The following is a 26,994-nucleotide window of genomic DNA, read 5'->3' as shown; positions in this document are numbered from 1 at the left end:
CGGAATTTCGGGAAGAAATAAGTTAATATCGGTAAAAAAGCCGCTAATTCACATCAAGTTTTTGGTTTTCCGACCTGCTAATTTTACAAATAGATAATTTTCAAAAAGCGCCGCGAAAGCGGCATATCAAGCCAACTACCTGTACAACAGGCGGCTACTATTTTATTGCCTTTATATTCGCCAATGCAGTATGAAAATCCTTAACCTGGGCCTCAGAAAAAGTATTTATACGCACACAATCAGCGCATTGTGCCTGACTACGCCGCTATGGGCGCAGAAACCGCTACCGGCCTACAAGCCCGATCCCAGCGAGCTTTCCGCATCCTATAAGAGGATGACGTTGATGGATTCGCTCACCAAAGGAAGCGTGCTCAAAGCGCAGGTACAGCCCAACTGGCTCGCCGACGGACAGTCGTTCTGGTACAGGAATGTGTTAAAGGACAGCCTCACCGAGTATTGGGTCGTAAAGCCGGGCGAAGGTAAAAGGATGCCGGCTTTCGGGAACGCAAAAGTGGCCGCAGCGCTTTCGAAAGCGTATGACTCCACGTTCTCGGCCACGAAGCTGTGGGTCAGCGATATTCATTTCGATCAGGAAAAGCATCGTATCCTTCTGCAAAGCAAAGGCAAATGGTTCGCCTACCACACTGAATCGGGTACGGCACTGAAAATAGAAAAACCCGATCTGCCCAAGCCTCGCGAAGCAGGCTGGACAAAGCAACCGAGCCGCTGGGCGCGTTTCCGTGCCGATAGCGTCGCGCCCGACAGGCAAACCAAGGCGTTTGTCCGCAATGGGAACATCTATCTGGGTAGAAAAGACGGCAAAGAGAGCCGGCAACTCACCTACGACGGCAACCCGCTGAAACCCTACGGAGAGCTCAGCTGGTCGCCCGACGGCCAGTACCTGGTATGCTACCGCATCGACCCGCGCGAAGAGCGGCAGGTAAGCATTATCTTCTCCTCTCTGCCCAATACCACCCGCGGAGAGGTCAGGACACGCGGTTATGCGCAGCCGGGCGACGAGTTTACCAGCTACGAAATGCATGTGATCGACGTGCAAACCGGCAAGGGCGTAAAAGTACAATCGGAAGTGATCGACTTCTTCAATGCGCCGGTGATCCGCTGGCGGAAGGGCGATGCCACGCATTTTACCTACGAAAAAGTAGATCGCGGGCACCAGCGGTTCCGGGTGATCGAGGTCGACGCGACCAACGGCGCTACGCGGAACATTATCGACGAAAAAACGGAAACGTTCATTTACCAGAACATGATTTACACACATTACCAGCCTGAAAATCATGAAATTATCTGGGTTTCGGAGAAAGACGGCTGGCGGCACATTTACCTCGTCGACGAGCAGACCGGCCAAATCAAAAACCAGGTTACCAAAGGCGAATGGGTCGTGCGCGACATTGACAGCATCGATACGCAAAAGCGCGAGGTGTGGTTCAGAGCCAGCGGTATGAATGCGGATGAAGACCCGTACCATATCCATTATTACCGCATCAAATTCGATGGAACAGGTCTCGTAAAACTCACCGAACATGCAAAAGCGACGCACCAGCTTACATTTTCGCCCGACAGGGTATATTATGTCGACACCTACTCGACCATGACCACCGCGCCGGTTTCGGAACTCCGCAGGACGGCCGACGGCTCGCTGGTGATGAAACTGGAAGCCGCGGATATTTCGCAATATCTGACATTGGGTTTCAAATTGCCTGAAATCTTCAAAGCCAAAGGCCGCGACGGCAAAACCGACATCTGGGGCATCGTATACCGGCCGAGTAATTTCGATCCGAAAAAGAAGTACCCGATCGTCGAAAATATTTACGCCGGCCCGCAGGATTCGTTTGTTCCCAAAGCGTTCCGTCATTACGGCGAAATGCAGAGCATGGCCGAACTGGGTTTTATAGTGGTACAAATGGATGGAATGGGCACCTACAACCGTTCGAAAGCATTCCACGACGTGTGCTGGAAAAACCTGGCCGACGCCGGTTTCCCCGACCGCATTGCGTGGATGAAGGCACTGGCCGCAAAATATCCCCAGGTCGATACCACGCGCGTTGGTGTGTACGGGACCTCCGCCGGCGGGCAAAACTCGCTGGGTGCGTTGCTCTTCCACCCGGGCTTTTACGACGCGGCGGTTTCGGCGTGCGGCTGCCACGACAACCGCGTCGATAAGCAATGGTGGAACGAGCAATGGATGGGTTATCCGGTGGGCAAACATTACGACGAACAGTCGAATGTAACGAATGCGGCCAAATTGCAGGGCGATTTGCTTCTGATTGTGGGTGAGGTAGATACCAACGTGCCGCCTGAAAGCACCTACCGCGTAGCCGACGCGCTGATCAAGGCCAACAAAGAATTCGACCTGCTGGTAATCCCCGGCATGGGCCACAGCGACGGCGGCCCGTACGGACGCCGCAAGAAGAGGGACTTTTTTGTACAAAAATTGCTGGGTGTAGATCCCCCGAACAGAAACAAGCAAATTGCTTCCCAGCCAGCAACTCTGGGACGGTAGGGATAAGCCGTAAGCTGTAAGCAATAGGCTATAAGCGACAGGTTGTATGCTTGCAGCTTTTACATCGATAAGGCGATTAACCGCCTTCAAGGTTTGTTGCTGAAAAAGTGAATTGAATGTATCAAACTACCCGACAAATAATCCAGCTTAAAACATATAGCTTATAGCTTATAGCACATAGCCTTTTATGAAAAAAGCATTACTACTGATTTTCGCGATCATGCTGATGCACGGGTGCGCACAGAAGCGAGGCCCTGCGCAACGCCCTGCCGCCTCCGTCGAAAGCGGCGGCCGCCCCGGCGACGGTAGGCGCATCGAGCTGCTGTTCCTCGGCCACGACAGCCGCCACCACTTTTCGGAAAAGTATTTCCCGATGCTCTCGTTGCCGCTGTTCCGGAAAGGCATTAACCTGACCTACACGTCGGACCCGAATGCGCTGAATACCGAAAATCTAGCACATTACGACGGCGTGGTAATCTACGCCAACCATAACACCATTACCCCGGCGCAGGAAAATGCATTGAAAACGTTTGTCGAGGGTGGGAAGGCATTGATCCCGCTCCATGCGGCTTCGTTTTGTTTCCAGAATTCGGATTGGTATATCAAGGCGGTAGGCGGGCAGTTCAGCTCGCATAAATACGGGACATTTACCGCGCCCGTCGTGAAGGCCGACCACCCGGTAATGCAAGGCTGGAAGACGTTCGAGACCTGGGACGAGACTTACGTGCATTCCAAACTCAATCCGGACATTATCGTACTTCAGGAGCGTATCGAGGGCGACCATCATGAACCCTGGACCTGGGTAAGAACGCAGGGCAAAGGCCATGTCTTCTACACTGCTTACGGCCACGACGAGCGTACATGGAAGCAACCCGCATTTCATGAACTGGTGGCAAACGGCATTATGTGGGCTGTTAACGACGAGGCAAAAGCACAATTAGCGAAGCTCCGTTTGCCTGAACTCGCATTTACCGATGCCAACGTGCCCAACTACGAAAAACGCGACCCGGCGCCCAAGTTCCAGCAGCCGTTATCGCCTGCCGAATCGCAAAAACTGATTCAGGTGCCGGTCGATTTCGAACTAAAACTCTTCGCCTCCGAGCCAGATATCGTGAAACCCATTGCCATGGCCTGGGACGAGCGCGGACGGCTGTTTGTAGCCGAAACACAGGATTACCCCAACGAAGTGCGCGAGCAGGACGGCGTGGGCAGGGACCGCATCAAAATTTGCGAGGACACCGACGGCGATGGCAACGCCGACAAATTCACGGTTTTCGCCGATAACCTCAATATCCCTACCAGCCTCGTGTTTGCCAACGGCGGGCTCATCGTGGCCCAGGCCCCGCATTTCATTTTTCTGAAAGACACCAATGGCGACGATAAAGCTGATATCCGCGAGAATATCATCACCGGCTGGGGTAAAAGCGATACCCACGCGGGACCTTCGAACCTGAAATACGGCCTCGACAACAAAATCTGGGGCGTGCTCGGTTACGCCGGATTTCGGGGGACCAATAGCGGCAGGCACCTCAATTTCAGTCAGGGTATTTACCGGTTCGACAGCGACGGCAAGAACCTCGAATACATCGGCCGCACTTCCAACAATACATGGGGTTTGGGTTTTTCGGAAGAGTTCGAAGTGTTTATTTCAACCGCCAACGGCAATTACAGCGGGCATTTCGCCATGCCGCTCGAATACGTCAAGCGTTCCGTAGCGGATGGTTCGGGCAATACCGTTTACAAACTCGATTCGCATTACGAAATGAACTACCTGACGCCGGCATTGCGCCAGGTAGATTTTCACGGCGGGTTTACCGCGGCGGCAGGACATAACCTTTACACCGCCCGCAACTTTCCGAAATCGTACTGGAATGCAACCGCATTCGTTTGCGAACCGACTGGCCGGTTGCTCTACCAGGCATTGCTGAAACCGAAAGGCGCAGGCTACAAGGAAAAAAATGGTTTCAACCTGCTCGCCGGTTCCGACGAATGGTTCTCGCCCGTACACGCGGAGGTAGGCCCGGACGGCGCGGTATGGGTAGCCGACTGGTACAGTTTCATCATCCAGCATAACCCTACCCCACGCGGCTTCGAGAATGGGAAGGGCAATGCCTATGTTAACCCTTTGCGCGACAATCGGCACGGACGTATATACAGGGTCGTTTGGAAGAATGCGAAGAATGCACCTTACCCTAAACTCGACCAGAACGACGCGGCCAGCCTGGTGGCGGGTTTGAAAAACGACAATATGTTCTGGCGCACCACGGCGCAGCGGCTGATCGTGGAATCGAAAAACACATCGGTGGTCCCGGAGCTGATAAAAATCGTGAACGATCAATCGGTGGATGAGGTCGGCTTGAATAGCCCGGCGGTTCACGCTTTGTGGACGCTCGACGGCCTGGGCGCATTCGATGGCGCCAACGAAGAGGCGTACCACACGCTCGTACGCGCCATGCGACATCCGGCGGCAGGCGTACGCAAGACGGCCGTGAAGCTCCTGCCGCGTAACGACAAGACGCTTTCGGCATTGAAATGGACCAATTCATTAAACGATCCCGACCTCAAAGTGAGGCTGGCGGCGATACATGCATTGACCGACTTGCCCGTCTCCGAAGAAATAGGCAGAATGCTTTACATAGCCGGTCAGGACTCGCAGAATGCCGCCGACGAATACCTCGCACAAGCCATTTTCTCGGGTGTGGTCAAGCATGAAAACGGTTTCAAAGCGGCGGCCGCCAAGCTCAAAGATTCTACTTTAACGGCACGCATCGAGCGCGGGTTGATTGAGGAAACTTATATGCTCAACCTCTGGTCGCCACCTATTTACCCGCCGGACATAAGCCATAAAGAATTGAAAATAAAGGCAATCATTACCAAGGCACAGGAAGACCTTTCGGGCGTGGTTGTATCGCAGGGCAACCGGCAGAACGGGTACAGCCTCTATATGCAGGATGGTAAATTGCATTGGTTGATAAGGCAAAACGGCCGATCCTATCAGATTACTTCTACCAGAAAACTGCCTGACGAACGCTTCAATGCCTATGCGACGCTTTCGGAAGGAGGCAAAATGACGCTCGCCATAGAGGACGAAACCCCCCGTAACGGGTAATGCCCCCCGGCCTTTTTCATCAGCGATTCACACCCGACGACATCCGCCTCGGCCGCGACTTGCGCGAGGGAAACCAGGTAGGCGAATACCCGGATAATGCGCGTTTACGCGGTTGGCTCGACATTAAGAGCACATTACAGCTGAACCAGGTTGTTCATGACAAGGAAGAAAGGGAAATTTCGCACACCAGTCCCGAAGCACCGGTTGAAATACTGAAAGGAAAAGGAACGCCGGTAACGGTCAGGCTGAAAGTGATCGAGCATGAAATGAAGTTCGACCGGAAGACATTCACCGTAAAGCCCGGCCAGAAAGTGACGATCCAGTTCACAAACCCCGATTTCATGCAGCACAATTTGCTCATTATCAAGCCCGGAACATTGGAAAAAGTAGGCAATGCGGCCGATTTGCTGGCGCGGGAAGCGAATGCGCTCGCGCTCAACTATGTACCCAGAATGCCCGAGATATTGTACGCGACCGAGCTAGTAAGTCCGGAAGGCAATGCGACGCTGGTATTCATCGCGCCCGAAAAGCCCGGCGACTACCCGTTCCTGTGCACGGTACCCGGCCATTGGCGGATCATGAACGGTATTATGAAAGTACAATAACCACCCTCAAATAAGTTTAACCATCTAACTCCAATTGTATGAAAAAACCATTATCCCGCCTGATCCGGGAGCTGCACCGCCTTTGCCTCGTCGTGGCGGCGGTAGCCTGTTTCCTAACCGAGAATGCCCTGGCGCTCGCCGCCGACCGACAGATTTCCGGCAAAGTGGTGTCCGCCGAAGACAAAAACCCGCTGCCCGGAGTGACCATCATCGTGAAGGGAAAGAACACCGTGGGCACCGCCACCGACACGGAGGGAAAATTCAAGCTCGAAGTGCCCGAGGGCTCCACGCTCATCCTGAGCTACATAGGCTATGTAACCCAGGAAGTGGCCGTGGGGAACCAGAGCGAGTTCAATGTGGAGCTGGCGCCCGACCAGAAGCAATTGCAGGAAGTGGTGGTGATAGGATACGGTACCCAGAAAAAGGGGGATATTACCAGCTCGGTGGCGAGTGTCAAGCGTGAGGACTTCGTGCAGGGAACCGTGCGCGACGCGGCCCAGCTCGTACAGGGCAAAGTAGCGGGATTACGCATTACCACCCCCAGCGGCTCCCCCACCTCCAACACGCAGATCAACCTGCGGGGTATCAACTCCATTGAGGGTACGGCCAATCCGTTGATCCTGATCGATGGTATCCCCGGCGGCCTGAACACCGTTGCCCCGGAAGACATCGAGTCCGTAGATGTTTTGAAAGACGGCTCCGCAGCGGCAATTTATGGTACACGCGCCACCGGCGGTGTGATCCTGATTACCACGCGCAAAAACCGCGGCACATCGCGCTCCACGATCGAATATTCCAACTACGTCAACATCCAGACCATCGCCCGCCGCCCCGAACTGCTGACCGGCGATGATTACCGTCAGAAAATCAGGGAAGGCATCGACTACACCGATTACGGCGGCAATACCGACTGGCTTTCGGAGATCATGCAAAAGCCTGTCAGCCACAACCATAACCTTACCTTTTTCGGCGGGAACAGCACGACCAATCTTACCGGCTCGATCAACTACCGGAATTGGGAAGGAATATTTTTGAGGTCGGGACAAAACCGTTTCACCGGCCGCGCCGACCTTAATCATTCCATGTTCAACAACAAACTGAAAACCAATCTGCAAATTATCAACCGCATCACCCGGTCGAACGGCGCCGTAAGTCCGGCAAACGACGACGCGGCATATGGATACGCCTACCGCCAGGCCATTATCCGCAACCCTACCGACCGCGTCCGTACTGAGGACGGCAAATGGCAGGAGCGCGACGGCTATTTTTACGAAAACCCGGTTTCCCTTTTGCACGAATCCAATTTCCAGAGCTCTTTCAAGGAAATGCGGATGGCCGGTAGCCTCGACTACGCCCCCATCGACGACCTGAATTTCAAGCTGCTTGTTTCAAATGTTCAGAACAGCAACCTGGAAGGCGGTTCCACTACATTTAACCACACCAGCACCCGCCTCGGCAACCAGAATGCCACCGCTTTCCGCAATACTTACGCCAACAACGAAAACCTGCTGGAATTCACGGGAAATTATTCCAAAGCAATCGGCAAGCATCGCTTTTCGGTATTGGGTGGTTATAGCTGGCAGGATGCTACCTACGAAGCATTTGCCGCGAACAACTGGGATTTCCCGACCGACGCTTACGATTGGAACAACCTGGGCGCGGGTGGGGCTTTGCAAAAAGGCCAGGCCGGCATGAGCAGCACGAAAAACAAATGGCAACTGGCCGGCTTCTTTGGTCGGGTTACATACAGCCTGAACGAAAAATACCTTTTCATGGCCAGCGTGCGCCGTGAAGGCTCTTCCCGGTTCGGCGTAAACCACCGGTGGGGCACATTCCCGGCGGCGTCGATAGGCTGGCGCATCAGCAAGGAGCGCTTTATGGGCGGCCTGGGCGCAGCTTCGGACATCAAGCTCCGCGCGGGTATAGGCGTTACGGGTACGATCGCGAACAACCCGTACATGTCGCAAATCAGCTACAATTTCGACCGCGAACAAGGCGCATTCATCAACGGCAAATGGGTACCGGGGTTCGTGCCGGCGCGTAACTTCAACCCCGACCTGCGCTGGGAGAAAAAAGAGGAATACAACGCAGGGGTGGATTTCGGCTTCCTGAAAAACCGCATCAGCGGATCGATCGACTTTTACAGCCGCAAGGTGAAGGATCTACTCTACAACTTCCCCGTGCCGGTGCCGCCCTACCTGACGGGCAGCATGTTCATCAACGCGGGGGTAATGCAGAACAAAGGCGTCGAAGTGCTGTTGAATATCGTCCCGGTCCAGGCCGGCGACTTCCAGTGGAACACAGGACTTACCTACTCCACCAACCGCAACAAGCTCGTCAGCCTTTCCAACGAGCAATTTCAGGCGGCCAACGACTTTTTCGACGCGGGCTACACGGGCGAGCCTATCCAGATGAGCACCCACCGCGTGAAAGTCGGCGAACCCATCGGCCGGTTCTTCGTATGGAAAAGCGTAGGCGTCGACGACAAAGGCGCGTGGCTCATCGAAAACAAGGACGGAGAGGTGATCCCTATCGCCGACGCGACGCCGGAAGACCGCCAGTATTATGGCAATGGTATTCCCAAACACATCGTGGGCTGGAACAACAATATCCGTTACAAGCAGTTCGATCTGGCTGTGAATATGCGGGGCTCATTCGGCTTCAATATCCTGAATTTCCAGAACATGTTCTACGGCAATCCACGCAACAAGGCCTATAACATGCTGAAAACCGCGTATGACCCGATCGACGGCAAGGTCCTCAATACCGACCTCGTGTATGTGTCGCATTATATCGAAAAAGGCGATTACTGGAAAATCGACAATGTGACGCTGGGATACACCCTCCCAGCCAACACAATCAAGGGCATTAAAAATGCGCGCATTTTCGTGTCGGGCCTTAACCTGGCGACTATCACCGGCTACACCGGCATCGATCCCGAGGGCGTTAGCTACACCGGCTTCGCGCCCGGCAGCGACTACCGCGACAAGTACCCGACCACCCGGACATTCACCGCCGGCCTGAGCGTAACATTCTGATCTCAAATCTTCAAATTATGAAAAACAAGAATATAAGATACGCGGTCCTCGCCGCATTGCTTGCCGGGGTACCCCTCTACTCCTGCACCGACCTCGACGAAGAAGTGTATTCCGAAGTGCTTGGCAGCAGCTATCAACCTACCGAAAAAGACCTGCCGGCCATCGTGGCGCCGGTTTATTCATCGCTGCGCTCGCTGATGCTGGGCTGGCAGGGATATTTCGATTTGCAGGAAGAAGCGGCGGATGCCATTATTACGCCCGTCCGCCCGAATGGCTGGGACGATGGCGGTACTTATCGCCGGATGCACCAGCATACCTGGACGGCGCTGCAATGGCAGCCAGAGAATGCCTGGCAGCAAGCATTTGCGAGCATTACCACTGCGAACCGCGTGCTTTCGCAGATCGAGGACGGCGACCTGCCCATTACCAATGGCAAAGAAACCACTATCGCCGAGCTCCGGGCCGTTCGCGCGTTCGCGTATTACCTTTTACTGGACAACCACGGCAATGTGCCCATTGTAACCAATTTCAAGGATGTCACACTTCCGAAACAAAGCACCCGTAAGGAGGTTTATGATTTCGTGGTGAAGGAATTGACGGAATCGCTTCCGAACCTGAGCGAGAATGCGCAAACTACCTACGGCCAGATGAACAAATGGGGTGCGAAGACCCTTCTTGCCAAAATTTACCTCAACGCGCAGGTCTATACCGGCACCGCCGAATGGGCAAAGGCGATCCGGGAGGCCGACGATGTGATCAAAAGCGGCAAATACGTGCTGGACGCCAACTATTCGGATGTTTTCACCTGGACGAACTTTAACTCGAAGGAAATCATCTTTGCCATTCCCTACGACGAGATCTACGGGACCGGCAATCAAATCCACATGAAAACGCTCGACCCGCTAAGCCGCTCGGTGTACCCGCTCAATGCCGGTCCGTGGGGCGGCAACTGCGCCGTGCCGCAATTCATCGACACCTATGACGCCGACGACAGCCGCCTGGCCGACACCTGGATTATGGGACCTCAGAAAAGCGCCGCCACCGGCGCCGTGGTGATTACTTACAACAAGGCCGTGCCCGGCATGGAAAAAACATCGTCCTCGGATGGTTTCCGCATTGGCAAATACAAAATCAAACCCAACGCGACGGGCAGTCTGGACAACGACTTTCCATTCCTGCGCTATGCCGATGTACTGATGATCAAAGCCGAAGCATTGTTGCGCACGGGCAAAGCAGCCGAAGCGGCCGAACTCGTGACACAGGTAAGGCAGCGCGCATTCAAGGGCTCGCCTGCCAAAGCGACGGTAACGGCGGCCGATCTGGTGAAGGGAAGCCGCTACAATTACGGATACCAGGCAGTCGACGGGACTATAAGCGAGCGCCAGGGTGGTGACGACATCCAGTTCGGCCGGTTCCTCGACGAGCTGGGCTGGGAATTCGCCGCAGAGGCGCACCGCCGCCAGGACCTGATACGGTTTGGCGTATATGAAACCAAAAAGTGGTTTAACCACCGCCCCCAATCGGCCCAGCGCGCGCTCTTCCCCATCCCGCAAAACGAACTCGACAAAAACCCCAATCTGAAACAGAACCCGGGTTATTGATCCCGATATTTTAATTTGGGTTAGGTAGTTCCTTTTTGCTCACCCGACAAAGTATATTTGTTCCGGTGGGCAAATTTTTTTGTTGTATTCCAAAACCGTTTTTATCCATGTTTTCCCAATCAACATACTCGAACCGCAGACAAACGTTAAAATCCAAAATAGGCAGCGGCCTCATCCTCTTTCTGGGAAACGAGGAAAGCGGTATGAATTACCGTGACAACGTATATCCATTCCGTCAGGACAGCACATTCCTTTATTATTTCGGCATAGACCATGCTTCGCTGACGGCCGTGATCGACATCGATAACGACCGCGAGATCATTTTCGGGGATGAGCTCACCATCGACGACATCGTGTGGACGGGCCCGAAAGAAGCCATCAACGAAAAGGCCGCGCGGGTTGGCGTCAGGGAGGTCAAACCGGCCCAGGCGATCGCGGGATTCCTGAAAGACGCACTGTCGCGCCGGCAAACAATCCATTTCCTCCCTCCTTACCGCGGCGAGCATTACCTCAAATTGCAGGAATGGCTGCAAATCAACCCGGCGGAAGCAACACAAAAAGCATCGGTAAACTTCATTAAGGCGGTGGTTTCGATGCGTTCGTACAAGGCCGAAGAAGAGGTTGCCGAAATCGAGAAGGCTGTCAATACATCGATCGACATGCACCTGGCATTCATGCGGGAAACGCGGGCGGGTATGACCGAGAAGGAGATTGCCGGCAAATTGCAAAGCATCGCCATCGGCCAGGGCGGCGACATTTCCTACCCGATCATTCTGACCGTCAACGGGGAAATCCTGCATACCCACGCGCGTGACCTCGCGATCCGCGACGGTCAAATGGCACTCTGCGATGCCGGCGCGGAAACCGCCATGCATTACGCCGGCGACCTGACCCGCACCATCCCCGTCGGCAGGTCGTTCTCGACGATCCAGGGGGGAAATGTATGAAATCGTCCTTAATGCGCAGGAATCGGCCATTGCTGCGTGCAAACCAGGTGTTTTGTTTAAGGATGTACACAAACTGGCGGCGACGAAGCTCGTCGAAGGCATGAAGCAAATGGGCGTTGTGAAAGGAGACGTCGCCGAAGCGGTAGAGCACGACGTCCACACGCTGTTTTTCCAATGCGGCCTGGGGCATATGATGGGCCTCGATGTTCATGACATGGAAAACCTGGGTGAGCAATACGTCGGCTACACGGAAGATCTTAAAAAAGGCACCGCATTCGGGTGGAAATCGCTCCGCCTCGGCCGCGCGCTCGAACCGGGCTTCGTTATTACCGTCGAACCCGGCCTCTACCTCATCCCGACGCTTATCGACCGTTGGAAAGCCGAAAACAAACTGGCGCAGTTCATCGACTACGACAAGCTGGAAATGTTCCGCCATTTCACCGGGATTCGTATCGAAGATAACCTTTTGATAACCGAGAACGGCAACCGGGTACTCGGAAAGGGGCTGGCGAAAGGTGTGAAGGAAGTGGAGGCGTTGAGGGGGGTGAATGTTTAATATGTTTGCGGGCAACACTCATCAACCCGCAAACATTGAAACAGCCGAAATATCGTTACACAACCGGGACAAATAGCTATGTTTATAAGTTTATAAGTGTTGGGCCCAAAGGTAAAATCAAGAAAATCGTAATCTACTCAAAGACAAGCTCCAAGGATGTCTACAATCTTGCATTCGGCGATTATGTTGAATGCGACGACGACCTGGATGATTTGTCTGTCAGCAACAATCGCGACACTCAAAAAGTCCTGGCAACCGTTGCCTCAACATTGTTCTACTTTCTGAGAAAGCATCCGGCCGCATGGGTTTTTGCCAAAGGCAGCAGTGAGGCAAGAACACGCCTGTATCGTATGGGCATCTCTGCCAACATAAAGAAAGTCTCGGTAGAATTTACTATCTTGGGTTATCACGAAACGGAGGGCTGGGAAAATTTTGTTTCCGGCAGAGCGTACGAAAGTTTCATGATAACAAAAAAGTTAAAACCCGTATACAATGAAAAATCGTAACAAACCTGCAATTTCACGAGTGACGATAGACAAAAGTCTGGATTGTTTTGAGGGAAAAAACCTTTTCCCGGATCAATTGAAAAGGGCCAACGAATTTATCGCCAAACACGGGCTGCCCAGGGAGTATTACATAAGCCAAGGCATTACTCCCCCCCGACTCCAACTCCTGAATATCTCCCGCTGCAAAGCATCCGGTGACTTCATTTTCATGATTTCAAATTTCCCGTGGGCTTGTCTGTGGATGTTCAATATCCAATCCGGCGTAACTATTTGAACTGATAGAATTTCCACTGGGTTTTGAAATCCGGCTTCAACGACTGGTTGGTCAATGTAGCGCGTACCATTTCGATCGGCATATTGTTCTCCTTCATAACGGCATCATGGAATTGCCTGAAAGTCATTTTGCCGCTGTCGACCAGCTCCTTTTTCAAACTGAACAACTGCAAGCCGCCGATAAGGTAGGCTACCTGGTACAAGGGGCTGTAATTCCCTTCAAACGACCGCCTCACCTCACCTTCCGCGTTGGCGCGCTCATGCCCGACGCGGTCAACCAGGAAATCGATGCATTCCCGGGGCGTCCATTTGCCTAAATGGTAATTAAGCGAGAAAATAATGCGCGCGCAGCGATGCATGCGCCAGAAAAGCATTCCGATGCGTTCTTCGGGTGTTTTGGCAAAACCTTTATCGTATAGCAACAGCTCCCAATATAGGGCCCATCCCTCTGTCCAGAACGGCGTTCGGAAATCGCTCCGGTAGGATTTGTAGCGGCTGCTCATATAATATTGCAAGTGATGGCCCGGAACGAGCTCGTGGTGCACTGTCGAGCGGGAGAAATACGGGTTGTTCCCGCGCATGCTCATGAGCTTGTCCTCGTGCGCCATGGTGTTGGTCGGGTACGAAATGATAATGTCGCGGCCGCCGAGGAAGAACGGGTTAATCAGCTGCCTTTCGGGGGTCATCATTTGCATTCCCCAGGTTTCGTCGGCAATTTCCGGATAGTCGATGAGGTCATTTTTGAGGATAAACTCCTTTGCATCGTTATAGAGTTTAAGGATCAGTTCGGGTTGGGTACCGGCGGGCACATAGCTGTTTTTTACTTTTTCCTGCGCTTTTTTCCAATCATTGCCAAAACCCATTTCCCCTGGAAGCTTTCAGCAACTCCCTGTCGCACCAGGCGAATTCCCGGTTCGCCAGGTCAATGAGCTCCTCGGGCGTGTAGCTGATCATCTCGGCACGCAACTGGCGGATCAGCTCATCCCGGCCAATCGGCACACCTTTAATACCGCTTGCATCTTCCTTTTGCGTAGTATTCAGCTTTCCTTTGCTCCTGACCAGTTTCGCGAAAGCGTTCAATGTACTGTCGAGCGTTTTGTAAGGTTTCGGTACCCACCAGGTGAACATCGGATCGTAGCCGTTGTAAAACTCGAATGTACTCTTCAATCGCGCTTCGAGGCCGTTCAAGGCTTCCACGCCCATGCGGGAGAGCGGCATGTCGATCGATTCCAGTTTCCTGAACGATTCCTCCGCTTTACTCACTTCCTTCTGTAAGTCGTTCAGCTTACCGGCAACCGCCTGCCCGTCGACAGTGGCACCTCTCCGGCGGGCCTTTTCCAACTCGTAGATTCCGGTGGCAAACGGAATATACTTCTCGATCTGCGCATATTCTTTTTCCTCCTGGTCCAGCGTGAGCAGATGGTCGTCGATATTCCGTTTCAACAACAGATAATCCACTTTCCCATAAATGCTCATCGCATTGAAATCCACTTTTGCGAGCTGGTTCAGATAACCGTGGTCTACCTCGCGCAGCCGCTTCCGCTGTTCCGGCGAATTCAGCACCTGCCCGCCCCCTTGTGCCGAGCGGCCCTGGACGGGCATCGGGCCATAAAAGTACTTTACCGCACGAATGTCCTGTGCATACCGGATCACCAGCCCCGCCACTTCGCTGGTTTGTTCATATAGGTTAAATTGGGATTTGGAAGATTGCGCCACCGCGCCGAAGGTCGTCAGCCACGACAACAGGAAAACAACCCAACGCAAGCGCGTTACGTACATATGCGTCATAGGATTCAGGATATTGAAAATGGATTTTACCAAAATTACCCCAAAATCCACGCCGAAACGTACCGGGTTTTAATCATTTCTTGACTGATTTTAACTAAATGAGCGCAACGCTCACGACGTCGGCTACGGCCCGCCGTTACACCGGATCTTCCAGCGACTTCCGGATAGCTACGGCTCTGGCCTGGTCTTCGGACGTTTCGCGGGCGTCTATTTTTCTCAACGCCAGATCCAGCACTTTGGCGGCCGCGGGGTAATCTTCTTTAAAGTCGCGCAGTCGCAATGCCAGCGAAATGGCCTTTTGGAGAGGTGTCAATGTGGCCGGATCGGCATCCTCGTATTCCACCTGGTCTTTTTCCCCTATTTGAATCACAATCACCGAGTTTCCCGAAACATCGGTGATCGTGAAGCGGCTTTGTCCCGGCCTCATTCTCGAAATCCTGGGCACGCCGGTTACCGGTACACGTCCGAGTTTTGCTTTCAATGCCTTGCTAAACGCATCATACACTCGGGCAACGTCGGCTACCATCATCAGGCAGCCGGTATATCCTGCCGTTTTGACGCGTGCAAAGTGTAGCTGATGTCCGTTTCGCTCGATAACGCCATACTGATAAGGCCGGTCCTGCCGGTAAGTCACCGTAAAACCAAGGTTTTCCCAAAATTCGAGTGTTTCGGCAATGGAATTACAAGGCAGAACGGGTACGGTAGTCCAATTTTCCAGTTCCATAAATCAGGCTTTTGTTCAGGTCGGCAAACCTAATGCATCCGGTTTTAAATTTCCCTTTATATACTTTTTTGACGATAAAGGAAGATCCTCCGCGCGGACCTGGACAAATTCCGTTAATTTGGATTATGCAAGACTTCATCCACGATAAAAGGGTTTATTACAGCCCGGTCGAATTCGCGATGGCGTACATAGGCGGTACCTGGAAAATGCCGGTCATCCGGGCGCTCGCGAACGGCCCGTTGCGCTATGGCGACCTCAAAAATGCGATTCCGCATATCACCGATAAGATGCTCCAGACACAGCTCCGCGACCTGGAAAAGAAACGGATGGTGACCCGCACCATTTTCCGTGAAAAGCCACCCAGGGTCGAATATGCGCTGACGGAAAGAGCCCGGCGGTCGCTCCCGACGATTGAGGCGCTGGAAGCCTTTGGAAAAAGTTTAATGGCCGAAGAGGCTGACCGGATTACCATGACGCACAACTGAGGCCCGAAAGGCATCCGATCGCATTTTCTTGCCGGTGCTTTCCCCTACCAACAAAGCAATTCCGACTTCACAACAAAGTTGACGGACGGGACAAGGACGAAATTTGCAATCGGTAAACGTCAACAATCCATTATGAGCAAAACAATTTTAATTACAGGCGCTTCGTCCGGAATCGGCAAAGCCGCCGCATTGCATTTCGCAAGGAACGGCTGGAACGTCGTCGCTACCATGCGCAGTCCGCAAACCGCGCCGGAAGGCTTCGACAATATATTCGTTACCAGACTGGACGTACAATTGCCCGGGACCATCGATGAAGCCATTGCTGCCGGAATCGCCCGATTTGGCCGCATCGATGCAGTCGTTAACAATGCCGGATATGGTCAGTACGGAATTTTCGAAGCCGTTACGCCCGAACAGGTGCAGGCACAATTCGATGTCAATGTGTTCGGGGTTATGAACACGATCAGAGCTATTCTGCCACATTTTCGTGAGCAAAAAAGTGGGTTGATCATCAATATCAGCTCCGGCGCCGGGCGGTTCACCCTTCCTCTTATTTCCCTTTATAATGCGTCAAAATTCGCTTTGGAAGGTTTTTCGGAATCGCTTTCGTTTGAACTGGCCGCATTGAATATTACCGTAAAGATCGTCGAGCCCGGCGGCACGTCCACCAATTTCATCAAAACCAGCGAAGAGAAATATTCCGCCAAACCGCTTCCCGAGTACGACAGATTCTTGAACGCGGCGTTCAGAATGTTCGATAACCTTAAAGGGATGCAGCTGGCAACAGCCGAAGAAGTCGCCGAAACGATTTACGAAGCCGCCACGGATGGCACCAATACGCTTCGCTACCTGATTGGCAACGAGGATTTCCAACGACGTGTCCAGAACCGCCTCACCCTGCCCGACCAGGCCTATATCGAGTCGGTAAGAGAGGCATACATGCCGTTTATGACGGAGGCCTGACAGGCGGCCGTCGGCGGACCAGTCGCCGACGGCCCTGGCCAATAGTCCGGCAAATCCCTATATTAGTTTTATGGAAATTTATCCTTGCCATTACGAACCTACAATCTCAAACGAGCAATTCATTCCCGATCACATTTTCATATACCTCGAAACCGGCTTCATGAATGTCTTCTACGGGAACAAGGTGTATGAGATGCGGGCGGGCGACTACTGCTTTGTAAAGCGCAACCATCTGGCCCGGTACCGCAAAGGCGAGCTTTCCGGGCGGCCGTTCAAATCTGTTGCGGTATTCCTCACGCAGGAGTTTCTGCGGCTTTTCAGGGAGGAATACACCATCGAAGCGGTCGAATGCCCGGGCGGGACCGACGCCATTCTTCACTTGGACCGTCATCCGATGCTCGAAAGCTTTGTGCATTCCATGCGGCCTTACATGCAGTTGGAAGGACGGGAGAGAAATGATTTCATGAATCTCAAAACCAGAGAACTGACGCTTGTACTTCTTAAAACCAACCCTGCCCTGGGGCCTGTTCTCTTCGATTTCAGCGATCCGGGCAAAATCGACCTCGAAGATTTCATGAACCGTAATTTCCGGTTCAATGTCAGTCTGCAACGGTTCAGCTACCTGTCCGGGCGCAGTCTGACGGTTTTCAAGGAAGATTTCAAGAAAGTGTTCCATACCTCGCCGGGTAAATGGTTAATAGAAAAACGGTTGACAGAAGCCCGGTTTCAGATCGAAACATTAGGCCGCAGGCCCTCGGAAGTATACCTGGAAGTCGGGTTTGAGGATTTGTCCCACTTCTCCTTTGCCTTCAAAAAAAAGTTCGGCGCCTCGCCAAACCGGCTTTTGAAGGCTGGGGTATGACGTCAGATTTGCAAATCCAGCTGCCTAGCTTTCGAGAGCTCGGAGCGGTATCTCGAAATAATCGTCTTCAAGGTCTCCCCGGTACCTTTAATGACCATTTTATTCAGGTTGTATTGGGATGTGTTCAGCGCCGATGCAATTTCCTGGATGGTCATATGCTCGTTTTTCCGCAACATTTTCCGGACGTCGTTCAAAACACGGTCGGTTTCCTCGCTGTAATACGCCGCCGGATCGATACGCTGCACCTCGGAAAAATTCCGCTTCACCAGATTCACGAGCAATGCCACCGAGCTGACCAGCAGTTCGCGGCTGCCGTCCTGCAAATGTCCCAGTTCGGCTTCCACCAGGCGCAACAGTTGGGTAACGGCCAGCCGGTCGGTTTCGCTTTTGAACTCTTTATGCCGCGGGAAACCCGGTGCGGAAAATAAATCGCGCACGGCGCGGAATATGCCTGTGAAGCCGTTGAAAGGATCCGCCGCCCCGGCGATGCGGAACGGATCGAAGAAAATGGTAAGCAAATTGGTCCTGTAAAAGGACTTGAACTGAAAGGAATGGCCGGGGGAAAGGAGAAAGATCGCCTGCTCTTCGTAGTGCCACGAATCGTCGTCGCAGGATAAAACACCCTCCCCCTCTGTGACAAAGGCAATACCAAACAATCCGCCGTAACGGGATGACTGTTCAAGCTCGCGGGCTTCGCAGCTAACCAGGTTCAGGGTTTGATCGATATTAAATTCTTTCATCACATTGAAGAAGGGTTTAGGAATAGTCACCCTGGTCCCTCAAAGAGCCCCCTAACGGCACCTGGGAAATCAGGGTTTAGGTTTATGGTCAACTTGCTGTTGGTTTTCGCAAAAACACAGTCAGCAACCAAAGATGTATACCGATGGTTAAAAAGGAAAATCAAAGGTGCCCAATGCCGGATTTAGGCCGACGAATGCCCGGTTTAAGAGGAAGAAGGAAATGGAGCAAAGCTATTTACCGAGCCATTGCTTGAAATCGGCCATGCGGTCGCCGCTTACGAAAACCTCCTGCGAGGTTGCCGGCGTCAGTTCGAGTTTTAACCTGCCAGCCGAAACGGTGTAAATCGAGCGGATACTGTTCAATGCGATGATGAGCGAACGGTTGATACGGAAAAACTCCCTGGGGTCGAGCATCTGGGCCAGCCTATCGAGGCTGTAATCCATGGCCAGATGCTGCCCGTCGTACGTGCGCAGAAAAGTGGCTTTTTGCTCGATGGTAAAATAGGCGATCTCGGTGGTGCGGATGCTGAAAAGCTTCGGGCCGGCCGAGGCGAGGAAGCGCTCTTTATAACCGTCGTCGTTGCCGGCCTGGTACATGGCCATCAACGCCGCAAAATCAGGCACCGGAGTGTCCTTTTTATGCAATGCGACGAATTTGTCGATCGCCGCCGTCAGTTCGGACTTATCGATCGGTTTCAGCAAATAATCTATACTGTTGGCTTTGAATGCTTTGAGGGTATATTCGCTGTATGCGGTTGTAAAAATAATGGGAATGGTCAGTTTCAGTTCCTCGATGATCTTGAATGCGAGGTCGTCTTCCAGGTGCAGGTCCATGAAAATCAGGTCAGGCCGGGGATTGGCATTGTCGCCCAGCCACTGGATGCTTTCCCGGACCGACGACAGTTTTCCCAGCACACGGATTTTCGGATCATACCTGTTCACCAGGCTTTCCAGCCGGTTGGCGCTTAGCGACTCGTCTTCTATAATAAGTACATTCATGAAAGCAACGGCACTTTTACGGTAAAACAGCCATTGGTTTTATCTACCATCACTGGCTTGTCGATCAGCAGCTTGTAGCGGTTGACAATATTTTGTAAACCGAGCCGCGTCGACGATTCGGGCAACTCGCGCACCTGCATCGGGTTGCTGACCACCAGGTAATCGCCATCTACCCCGATGGTGATAAGCAGCGGGTTACTGGCCGACATCCGGTTATGTTTCACCGCATTCTCGACAAGCAATTGCAACGTCAGCGGCACAATCGAGTATTTTTCCTTTTCCTGGCAGGTAATGCGAATATCCAGGTTCAGTTTGCTTTCGAACCGGATCATGAGCAGGAACATGTAAGTTTCCAGGAACTCCACTTCCGTCGCCAGTTTGATGGAATCGTACACCGATTTTTCCAGAATATAGCGGTAAGCCTTCGAAAGCTGGTTAATGAATTTCACCGAAAGCTCCTGGTTGGTCTCGACCAGGGTGGTCAGCACACTGAAATTGTTGAACAGAAAATGGGGGCTTACCTGGTTTTTCAATGCATTGAAATTGGCGGTCGCGTTCTCTTTCTGCAAGCGTTCTTCGTTGATCACCACGCGTTGCAGGCGCTCGTACACCCGCTTGTTGGCGGCGAGGTAATACTCGGCCATCAACGCCATTACGGTAATGCTCGTGTTGGCACGCTGTTTCAGTACCGGCGAGTTGTTCAGAACGATAGGAAGTACGTCGAAGCTCTTTTTGTCGAAAACAGCTTCCATCCAGTGCCAGAGGTAGCGGTACCAGTGGTTGAACACCATCGCGAGCGCGATCGCGACGAATAGCATAAATGCCTGATTAACAACCCTGAACCGCTCGGGAAAATCCTCTCCCAGGAAGCGGGAGGTCAGGTATTGCATACCCTCGATCACATTGATCCATAATATGAAGAAGGCAATGCTGAACAGCAATTCCATCGTCCATAGCGGCAGCCGATGCCAGAAAATCGGCATGTCGATCTGCAAAACGTTCATATAAATGCGTATCGGCACGTATATGACCGCAAGGCCCAGACCAAGTTCCCATTTTTGGCGGCTCGTAAGACGGGATGAAATTGGGGATTGCATTTACTTTCGAATTCAGAACATCAAAAGTAAACAAAGTCGCATTAACTGTGATCTACTATTTTGATTCCGGCCCCACACCGGATGCCTGGCAAAAAAAGCGGCCCGATTCCAATAACCGGGCCGCTACGGAAATTTCGCTGATTTACCGCTGATTTACCGCTTATTTCCCTTCCGCATATTTCTTGAAATTGTCAAGAATCGCCTGCCATCCGGCTTGCTGGAACTCGACCGGGTGGGTATTTTCCGGATCGAACGTCTCAACCACTTTCGTAGCATCGCCATCTTTTTCGAACAGTACAGTAACCTTGCGGCCGTCGCCCAGCGTATATGCCAGGTAGCGGTTTTCTTCCACTTCGGTGTAAGTACCGCCAAAATCGAAGCTGAAACTGCCGTCTTTGGCGGCCATGGTGGTTTTGATGCTGCCGCCTACGCGCACATCGTTTTCAGAATAAGGCGCGTGCCAGTCGTCGGAGGCGAAACACCATTGCGTAATATGCTCGGGGGCATTGAATTTGTTCCATACTTCCTCGATCGGTGCATTTACAATCGCTTGAATCGTTACAGGTTGTGTTGTCGCTTCCATTTGTTCCTTGTGTTTTTTAGTGATTGATTGATGTTACAAATTTGGCGGGTTTCCCCTTAACGGAGCGATGCCTGTTGCGACAAAAAGCGGGTGCGTTTGCGTCGCCCGCCTCAAAAGCGCCATTAACTAACTGCAAGAGCCTTTTTAACCGCCGGCGCGACGTGCGTTCCGAGCAGTTCGATCGATTTCATAAGGTCCTTATGCGCAGGCGCACCCACGTCCGTATGCATCAGAAAGCGTGTAAGGCCGAACATCTCCTGATGGTAAAGGATCTTATCCACTACCGCGTTAGGCTCCCCGACGAACAATGCGCCTTCGCGCCCCTGCCCTCCTTCGAACTGCGCACGTGTGTAAGGCGCCCACCCCCGGCTGCGGCCTATCCGGTCCATTTGCGCGGCATAGGAAGGGAAATACAGGTCGCTCAATGCCTTTCCGTCCAGTCCGATAAGCCCGTGCGAATGGGTCGCGAGCCGCATGTTAGCCGGGTCGTGGCCGGCTTCGATGTATTCTGTTTTATATAATTCGAAAAACGGTTTGAACTGCGAAGGCATTCCGCCGATGATGGCGATAATCAACGGAAGGCCCAACCGCGCGGCGCGCACCACCGATTGCGGAGTTCCTCCAACCGCCACCCAGATATCCAGGTGGTTATTTACGGCTCTGGGCAATACCTCCTGCCGGTCGAGCGTAGCGCGAAATTTGCCCTTCCAGGTAATGACGTCGTTTTCGTTGATCTCTTTCAGCAATTGGAGCTTTTCGGCGAACAGCGCATTGTAATCATTCAGATCATAACCAAAAAGCGGGAACGACTCGATAAAGCTGCCGCGCCCGACGGTAATCTCCGCGCGGCCGCCGGAAATAAGGTCCACCGTCGAAAAGTTCTGGTAAACGCGCACAGGGTCCGCGGAGCTCAATACCGTTACCGAACTGGTCAATTTGATGTTTTTGGTGACCGAGGCCGCTGCCGCGAGAATGATCTCCGGTGCCGACACCGCGAAATCCGGCCGGTGGTGCTCGCCTATTCCGAACACATCCAGCCCCACCTCGTCGGCCAGCTTGATTTCCTCCAACATATCCTGCAAGCGCTCCTGCGGCGATTGAAAAGAACGGGTGGCATTATTAAAAGCCAGGTCCCCGAACATACTGATTCCTATTTCCATTTCTATCTGATTTTCGTCTCTGTTATCATATGCCTTTCATGGCATCGAAAACAAAACCAGCAACATGGCATATAGATTCCGGAATCAGCCCGGCAACCCGGTATCCAAAAGTATACTGCCCCACCCTATTCGCTCCGCAGGCTTCGTACCGGGTTCGCCGTAGCAGCTTTGATCGACTGGAAGCTGATCGTAAACACGGCAATCAATACTGCGATAACCCCGGCCAGGGCGAACATCCACCATTCTATGTCGATCTGATAGGCAAAACCCTGCAACCATTGCTTCATAATATACCACGCAACCGGCGAGGCCAGTACGATAGCCATCACCACGAGTTTCAGGAAATCTCTTGAAAGCAGCGCCACAATACCCGCTACGGACGCCCCCAATACCTTGCGGACGCCGATTTCCTTCGTGCGCTGCTCGGCTGTAAATGCGGCCAGGCCGAAGAGACCGAGACAAGATATGAATATGGCCAGAAAGGCAAAGTAACCCGCCAGTTTCCCCACGATCTGCTCGCTCTGATATTGGCGCGCATATTCCTGGTCGGTAAACGCATAGGTAAAAGGTACGTTGGGATTCAGTTTTCTGGTTACTTTCCCGATTGTCACGAGCGTCTCCGGCGTTTTACCGGCTTCGATTCGGATCACGACGTTTCCGGACGGCTGGCGCGCACCAAGGTAGGCGATCAGCGGACGGATCGCGGTATGCAGCGACTGGAAGTGGAAATCTTTCAGCACGCCCACAATATGTACCTTCGATTTCCCCCATTTGATCTCCCGGCCGACCGGCTCTTTAAGTCCCATGACCTTCACTGCGGTTTCATTGACGATCACACCGGAGGAATCGGTTGGAAAATCCCTGGAAAAATCACGGCCCAGGGCCATCTTCAGATCCATCGTTTTGATAAAATCATAACCCACCCCAACCGGCGTAAACCTGACCTGGTCGTTCGGATCGCTGCCCGGCCATGTAATCCCATCGGTGCCATTACCGTTGGATGCCGGCGTGGCAGTCATGTGCGACACGTGCTTCACACCCGGAATCCGCGATAATTCGGTTTTGAGAATGTCGAATTTGTTAAACAATTCACCCTCTATCGGGAAATAAACCAGATTTTCACGATCGAAACCGAGGTTTTTATTCTGAACGAAACCGACTTGCCTGTAAATGATGATCATTCCGACTATCAGGATCACCGACAGGCCAAATTGAAACACCACCAATCCCTGGCGTACCCAACCAGAGCTTGAATCGGACTTCAAGGCCCCTTTGAGAATTCGGACCGGGTTGAGCGACGACAGGAACATCGCAGGGTAACTCCCCGCCACCAGGCTCGTCACAATCAGTAAACCTGCGATAATGCCCCAGAACGACGGTTCCGATACGGGCAACACCATTTGCTTGCCGGTGAGGCTGTTGAATGACGGCAGCAGCAAGGCCACCAGCAACACCGCCAGCCCGGCCGACAATAACGTAATGAGCAACGCCTCGCCCATGAATTGTCCCGCCAGCATCGACCGCATCGCGCCTACCACTTTCCGGACTCCCACTTCTTTGGCACGTCGCGTCGAACGCGCCGTGGCCAGATTCATAAAATTGATGCAGGCGATCAGCAGGATAAACACCGCTACGAAAGTGAACAGCCGCACGTACTCGATGCGCCCGCCGTCCATTTTGGCGTCCTTGATATTGCTGTTGAGATAATACTCGTGAAAAGGCTGCATGGCGAGCTGCGTTTTATAGGGCTTGCCCGCGTCGCGGTTGGTCTTGTCGAGCAGGTGCCGCATTTTCGCCTCCACTTTCGCAGGATCGGCGTCTTTCCTGAGCTTAAAGAACGTTAGTGGGTCAGTGTTTCCCCAGTCCTTCGCCCAGCCGTTATCGTCGATATAGGCGTCCCAGGTCATCAGGCAATCGAACTGCAAGGTGCTGTTGGTGCCAATGTTCTCAAAAACCGCGGTTACCGTCATTTCCTTACGGTTATCGTAGCGGATGGCTTTGCCGATGGCCTGCTCCGGACTGCCGAAAAACACTTCGGCCATATTGCGCGAGATCGCAATGCTGCCGGGATCGCGCAGGGCTCCGTCGGGTGTGCCTTGCAGGAGTTTGAAGCTGAACATCTTAAAAAAATCTCCGCTCGCCCAGTTCGTCGCCTGTTTATGGGTTTTAGTACCTACGGAAAAAGTTTGCGGGACCGTCCATGAAAACGGCGTGGTCATTTCAATCTCAGGTACCGATTTTTTCAGTTCCTCCGCCAGCGGACCGGGCGTCCAGATCACGCCCTGTACCTTTCCGCTGAAATACTCCCTCATATAAATGCGGTAGAGCTGGTCCTTATTGGCGTGGAATGCGTCCACACCGCGTTCGTCGCGAATCCAGAGCAGGATCGCCAGGCTGCAAGCCATTCCAAGGGCGAGGCCCATGATATTGACAGCCGAAAATGTTTTACTTTTAAGCAGGTTACGGAATGCGATTTTAAAATAATTCTGGATCATGGCCGGACTGAATGAATAGGTTTCGGGATAATCGGCGGTTCGTCTCCGGCGGGCGAATGGCCGCAGCAGCCGGATTACCACCAGGCAATATTTTCGGTCGGCTGCGGGCTTTCCGCGCCTTTGCAACCAATAGGCATACATTTCAAGCATATCGCCCTGCAGTTCTTCCCGGGCGTCGGGGTGCGACCAGCGCGTGAGCAGCCAGGTGGCCCAGCGCGGCGGTTTCGTGTGTGCATTCATATCAATTGCCCATCAGTTGAAGCGTTTGCGGCGACATTGCCCCCCCACAATGCTTCGCGGGCCTCCTTAGCCTCCCGCAACGCTTTCCGGCCAAAGGCGGTTACGCGGAAAAACCGCTTCCGCCGTCCTCCGCGTTCGGCTGTCGCCCCGCCCATTTCCGACGACAAATAGCCTTTTTCTTCCAGCCGCTGCAAGGTGGTATGCACCGTGCTGAACCCCACCGAGCGACCGGTTTTCCGGTCGAGCTCCTGCGTCACGGTTACGGCGTAGGCGTCTTCCTCCAACACCGCCACAGTCAGGAGCACTACCTCTTCCAATTCCCCTAAAAACGTTCTTTTCATAGCTTAGCGCATTTATTCCGATAATGTCGCGCAAATGCCATGCCAGACTCCCTGAAACCATGTTTCTGCCACCTGGAAGGCGTTTTTACCATCCGATGTTGTCCGATTCCGAACATTCACGATTTCAAACCGGACAACGCTTAAAAGTTACTTGAAAAGCGGGCAACAATCAGTTACATTTGGGTTACAATCGGTTCTGTTTTATGAATATAGGCAAAGAGATCCTGTTCTTTTTCAGCGCGCTAGGCGCGTTCAACGGGTTGCTTCTCGGGATATTCCTGCTGTTTTTTACACAAAAGAAATATCTCGCCAACAATTTTCTCGGTGCGATGCTGCTCGCATCCAGCGTTCGCATTGCAAAGTCGGTTTGCCTGTATTTCGATGGAAAACTGCCCAAAATCTATTTGCAGATCGGACTTTCGGCCTGTTTTTTCATTGGTCCGTTTTTGTACTATTTCGTGCGCTCCGCCGTCACACCGCTCGAAACGGTGCCTAAACGCTGGGCCTGGACGCTGGTGCTCCTGGTGGCGCTTACGCTGGGCGTTGGCATCGCCGTGCCCTACCCGGAATATCCGGTTCTGTGGAATAAAGTGATTGCGAGGGTAATATATCTGGAATGGTTTGGATTCCTGCTCGCGTCGGGCATTCTTATCCGCGGTTTGTTGCGGAAATTATTCAGCCGTTCCTACACGATGAAACCGGCCGAGACCTGGATTTCCATGATTTTCCTGGGCAATGTGCTGATATTCCTTTTGTATTTTTCCTCGCTGGTGAATGCACCATTCGCCTCCTACATCAGCGGCTCCATTGCTTTTTCGCTGATCCTTTACCTGATGATTACGCTGGTGATTTATAAGAAAAAGACCGACGAGCTGTTCCTGCTGCTACCCGAAAAGCCAGCCGTGAAAAAACTCAGTGAAAGCGATGCGGAATTATGGCTGAGCAAGCTCGAAAAAGCAATGACCGAAAAGGCTGTTTATAAAAATCCGGACTTGAAGCTCCATGACCTTTCGCGGGAAATCCAGGTTTCGGGCCACCAGCTTTCCGCATTGCTCAACGAACGCCTTGGCAAGAATTTCACGACGTACGTGAATGAATGGCGCATTGCCGAAGCATGCAAAATGATCGCCACCGAGCAACACCTGACCCTGGAAGCCATCGGTTACGAGGTAGGTTTCAATTCCAAATCGACATTTTTTGCAGCATTCAAGAAGATCAGAGGCACTACACCATCTTCATTTCAACAAACTGCTAATCAACCTATTACTAATTAATCAAAGTACGGATTTATAGATCAGTACTCCTGATTCGCCATTTACATACCTCCGAAAAAGCCCGGCTTTGGATTTTTGCCTCAAACC

22 protein-coding genes and 1 pseudogene are annotated in these 26,994 nt (G+C 52.7%); 13 read left to right on the top strand and 10 right to left on the bottom strand.

Annotated features, from left to right (window positions below):
• The first annotated feature begins 190 nt into the window (after positions 1 to 190).
• The 9 genes from ABV298_RS26965 (at position 191) to ABV298_RS26925 (ending at position 13,157) form a co-directional block, all read left to right on the top strand.
• Positions 191 to 2,521 (top strand): DPP IV N-terminal domain-containing protein, encoded by a 2,331-nt coding sequence (locus ABV298_RS26965; RefSeq protein WP_353719241.1) that lies wholly within the window; start codon positions 191 to 193, stop codon positions 2,519 to 2,521.
• 187 nt (positions 2,522 to 2,708) lie between these two features.
• Positions 2,709 to 5,630 (top strand): PVC-type heme-binding CxxCH protein, encoded by a 2,922-nt coding sequence (locus ABV298_RS26960; protein ID WP_353719240.1) that lies wholly within the window; start codon positions 2,709 to 2,711, stop codon positions 5,628 to 5,630.
• Positions 5,630 to 6,235 carry a plastocyanin/azurin family copper-binding protein gene (locus ABV298_RS26955; protein WP_353719239.1) on the top strand — a complete coding sequence of 202 codons (606 nt, stop codon included), beginning with the start codon at positions 5,630 to 5,632 and terminating at the stop codon, positions 6,233 to 6,235. Before ABV298_RS26960 ends, ABV298_RS26955 begins: the two co-directional genes overlap by 1 nt.
• A gap of 38 nt (positions 6,236 to 6,273) precedes the next feature.
• A complete protein-coding gene (locus ABV298_RS26950) occupies positions 6,274 to 9,273 on the top strand; it encodes a SusC/RagA family TonB-linked outer membrane protein (protein ID WP_353719238.1) in 3,000 nt (999 codons plus the stop codon).
• Between the two features lie 17 nt (positions 9,274 to 9,290).
• Positions 9,291 to 10,874, top strand: a complete 1,584-nt coding sequence (locus tag ABV298_RS26945; RefSeq protein WP_353719237.1) for a RagB/SusD family nutrient uptake outer membrane protein — start codon at positions 9,291 to 9,293, stop codon at positions 10,872 to 10,874.
• Between the two features lie 107 nt (positions 10,875 to 10,981).
• Positions 10,982 to 11,821, top strand: coding sequence for an aminopeptidase P N-terminal domain-containing protein (locus tag ABV298_RS26940; RefSeq protein WP_353719236.1), 840 nt, complete (start codon positions 10,982 to 10,984; stop codon positions 11,819 to 11,821).
• On the top strand, positions 11,814 to 12,377 hold the full coding sequence (locus ABV298_RS26935) for a M24 family metallopeptidase (RefSeq protein ID WP_353719235.1): 564 nt from the start codon (positions 11,814 to 11,816) through the stop codon (positions 12,375 to 12,377). The genes ABV298_RS26940 and ABV298_RS26935 overlap by 8 nt, the downstream gene beginning before the upstream one ends.
• A 35-nt stretch (positions 12,378 to 12,412) precedes the next feature.
• Entirely contained in the window at positions 12,413 to 12,883 is a 471-nt protein-coding gene (locus tag ABV298_RS26930; protein WP_353719234.1) for a hypothetical protein, read from the top strand.
• Complete coding sequence (locus ABV298_RS26925) at positions 12,870 to 13,157, top strand: hypothetical protein (RefSeq protein ID WP_353719233.1); 288 nt, start codon at positions 12,870 to 12,872, stop codon at positions 13,155 to 13,157. The genes ABV298_RS26930 and ABV298_RS26925 overlap by 14 nt, the downstream gene beginning before the upstream one ends.
• Here ABV298_RS26925 and ABV298_RS26920 read toward each other — a convergent pair.
• The 3 genes from ABV298_RS26920 to ABV298_RS26910 all read right to left on the bottom strand — a co-directional run bounded on the left by ABV298_RS26920 (position 13,150) and on the right by ABV298_RS26910 (position 15,668).
• Positions 13,150 to 14,019, bottom strand: coding sequence for a DUF885 family protein (locus tag ABV298_RS26920; protein WP_353719232.1), 870 nt, complete (start codon positions 14,017 to 14,019; stop codon positions 13,150 to 13,152). The genes ABV298_RS26925 and ABV298_RS26920 overlap by 8 nt on opposite strands.
• Positions 14,003 to 14,995 carry a hypothetical protein gene (locus ABV298_RS26915; RefSeq protein ID WP_353719231.1) on the bottom strand — a complete coding sequence of 331 codons (993 nt, stop codon included), beginning with the start codon at positions 14,993 to 14,995 and terminating at the stop codon, positions 14,003 to 14,005. Before ABV298_RS26915 ends, ABV298_RS26920 begins: the two co-directional genes overlap by 17 nt.
• Before the next feature lie 85 nt (positions 14,996 to 15,080).
• A complete protein-coding gene (locus ABV298_RS26910; RefSeq protein ID WP_353719230.1) occupies positions 15,081 to 15,668 on the bottom strand; it encodes a hypothetical protein in 588 nt (195 codons plus the stop codon).
• A 125-nt stretch (positions 15,669 to 15,793) separates the two neighbouring features.
• On the opposite strand from ABV298_RS26910, the gene ABV298_RS26905 reads away from it, so the two are divergent.
• From ABV298_RS26905 to ABV298_RS26895, 3 genes are all read left to right on the top strand, one after another.
• Positions 15,794 to 16,153, top strand: coding sequence for a helix-turn-helix domain-containing protein (locus tag ABV298_RS26905; protein WP_353719229.1), 360 nt, complete (start codon positions 15,794 to 15,796; stop codon positions 16,151 to 16,153).
• Between the two features lie 132 nt (positions 16,154 to 16,285).
• Positions 16,286 to 17,116, top strand: coding sequence for an SDR family oxidoreductase (locus ABV298_RS26900; RefSeq protein WP_353719228.1), 831 nt, complete (start codon positions 16,286 to 16,288; stop codon positions 17,114 to 17,116).
• 70 nt (positions 17,117 to 17,186) lie between these two features.
• Entirely contained in the window at positions 17,187 to 17,978 is a 792-nt protein-coding gene (locus tag ABV298_RS26895; protein WP_353719227.1) for an AraC family transcriptional regulator, read from the top strand.
• Between the two features lie 2 nt (positions 17,979 to 17,980).
• Here ABV298_RS26895 and ABV298_RS26890 read toward each other — a convergent pair whose 3' ends face one another.
• The 7 genes and pseudogenes from ABV298_RS26890 to ABV298_RS26860 all read right to left on the bottom strand — a co-directional run bounded on the left by ABV298_RS26890 (position 17,981) and on the right by ABV298_RS26860 (position 25,633).
• A complete protein-coding gene (locus tag ABV298_RS26890) occupies positions 17,981 to 18,718 on the bottom strand; it encodes an AraC family transcriptional regulator (RefSeq protein ID WP_353719226.1) in 738 nt (245 codons plus the stop codon).
• Between the two features lie 231 nt (positions 18,719 to 18,949).
• Entirely contained in the window at positions 18,950 to 19,717 is a 768-nt protein-coding gene (locus ABV298_RS26885) for a LytTR family DNA-binding domain-containing protein (RefSeq protein ID WP_353719225.1), read from the bottom strand.
• Complete coding sequence (locus ABV298_RS26880; protein ID WP_353719224.1) at positions 19,714 to 20,814, bottom strand: histidine kinase; 1,101 nt, start codon at positions 20,812 to 20,814, stop codon at positions 19,714 to 19,716. The genes ABV298_RS26885 and ABV298_RS26880 overlap by 4 nt, the downstream gene beginning before the upstream one ends.
• A gap of 160 nt (positions 20,815 to 20,974) precedes the next feature.
• Complete coding sequence (locus ABV298_RS26875) at positions 20,975 to 21,397, bottom strand: SRPBCC family protein (protein WP_353719223.1); 423 nt, start codon at positions 21,395 to 21,397, stop codon at positions 20,975 to 20,977.
• Between the two features lie 122 nt (positions 21,398 to 21,519).
• Entirely contained in the window at positions 21,520 to 22,557 is a 1,038-nt protein-coding gene (locus ABV298_RS26870) for an LLM class flavin-dependent oxidoreductase (RefSeq protein ID WP_353719222.1), read from the bottom strand.
• A 125-nt stretch (positions 22,558 to 22,682) separates the two neighbouring features.
• The gene (locus ABV298_RS26865; protein ID WP_353719221.1) at positions 22,683 to 25,292 is read right to left on the bottom strand and encodes an ABC transporter permease; all 2,610 of its coding nucleotides are present in this window, start codon (positions 25,290 to 25,292) and stop codon (positions 22,683 to 22,685) included.
• A 1-nt stretch (position 25,293) separates the two neighbouring features.
• Positions 25,294 to 25,633: pseudogene (locus ABV298_RS26860) on the bottom strand (helix-turn-helix transcriptional regulator).
• A 203-nt stretch (positions 25,634 to 25,836) separates the two neighbouring features.
• On the opposite strand from ABV298_RS26860, the gene ABV298_RS26855 reads away from it, so the two are divergent.
• Positions 25,837 to 26,907, top strand: a complete 1,071-nt coding sequence (locus ABV298_RS26855) for a helix-turn-helix domain-containing protein (protein WP_353719220.1) — start codon at positions 25,837 to 25,839, stop codon at positions 26,905 to 26,907.
• Positions 26,908 to 26,994: the final 87 nt, after the last annotated feature.

This window comes from Dyadobacter sp. 676, from assembly GCF_040448675.1.
In the GTDB taxonomy this organism is placed as follows: domain Bacteria; phylum Bacteroidota; class Bacteroidia; order Cytophagales; family Spirosomataceae; genus Dyadobacter.
Note: the sequence above shows the minus strand (reverse complement) of the source record. Positions and strands in the feature narration are given on the sequence as shown.

Coding starts and splice junctions, on each gene's coding strand:
- ABV298_RS26965 (WP_353719241.1), top strand. CDS start 191: ATGAAAATCCTTAACCTGGGCCTCAGAAAAAGTATTTATACGCACACA.
- ABV298_RS26960 (WP_353719240.1), top strand. CDS start 2,709: ATGAAAAAAGCATTACTACTGATTTTCGCGATCATGCTGATGCACGGG.
- ABV298_RS26955 (WP_353719239.1), top strand. CDS start 5,630: ATGCCCCCCGGCCTTTTTCATCAGCGATTCACACCCGACGACATCCGC.
- ABV298_RS26950 (WP_353719238.1), top strand. CDS start 6,274: ATGAAAAAACCATTATCCCGCCTGATCCGGGAGCTGCACCGCCTTTGC.
- ABV298_RS26945 (WP_353719237.1), top strand. CDS start 9,291: ATGAAAAACAAGAATATAAGATACGCGGTCCTCGCCGCATTGCTTGCC.
- ABV298_RS26940 (WP_353719236.1), top strand. CDS start 10,982: ATGTTTTCCCAATCAACATACTCGAACCGCAGACAAACGTTAAAATCC.
- ABV298_RS26935 (WP_353719235.1), top strand. CDS start 11,814: ATGTATGAAATCGTCCTTAATGCGCAGGAATCGGCCATTGCTGCGTGC.
- ABV298_RS26925 (WP_353719233.1), top strand. CDS start 12,870: ATGAAAAATCGTAACAAACCTGCAATTTCACGAGTGACGATAGACAAA.
- ABV298_RS26920 (WP_353719232.1), bottom strand. CDS start 14,019: ATGGGTTTTGGCAATGATTGGAAAAAAGCGCAGGAAAAAGTAAAAAAC.
- ABV298_RS26910 (WP_353719230.1), bottom strand. CDS start 15,668: ATGGAACTGGAAAATTGGACTACCGTACCCGTTCTGCCTTGTAATTCC.
- ABV298_RS26905 (WP_353719229.1), top strand. CDS start 15,794: ATGCAAGACTTCATCCACGATAAAAGGGTTTATTACAGCCCGGTCGAA.
- ABV298_RS26900 (WP_353719228.1), top strand. CDS start 16,286: ATGAGCAAAACAATTTTAATTACAGGCGCTTCGTCCGGAATCGGCAAA.
- ABV298_RS26895 (WP_353719227.1), top strand. CDS start 17,187: ATGGAAATTTATCCTTGCCATTACGAACCTACAATCTCAAACGAGCAA.
- ABV298_RS26890 (WP_353719226.1), bottom strand. CDS start 18,718: ATGAAAGAATTTAATATCGATCAAACCCTGAACCTGGTTAGCTGCGAA.
- ABV298_RS26885 (WP_353719225.1), bottom strand. CDS start 19,717: ATGAATGTACTTATTATAGAAGACGAGTCGCTAAGCGCCAACCGGCTG.
- ABV298_RS26880 (WP_353719224.1), bottom strand. CDS start 20,814: ATGCAATCCCCAATTTCATCCCGTCTTACGAGCCGCCAAAAATGGGAA.
- ABV298_RS26875 (WP_353719223.1), bottom strand. CDS start 21,397: ATGGAAGCGACAACACAACCTGTAACGATTCAAGCGATTGTAAATGCA.
- ABV298_RS26870 (WP_353719222.1), bottom strand. CDS start 22,557: ATGGAAATAGGAATCAGTATGTTCGGGGACCTGGCTTTTAATAATGCC.
- ABV298_RS26865 (WP_353719221.1), bottom strand. CDS start 25,292: ATGAATGCACACACGAAACCGCCGCGCTGGGCCACCTGGCTGCTCACG.
- ABV298_RS26855 (WP_353719220.1), top strand. CDS start 25,837: ATGAATATAGGCAAAGAGATCCTGTTCTTTTTCAGCGCGCTAGGCGCG.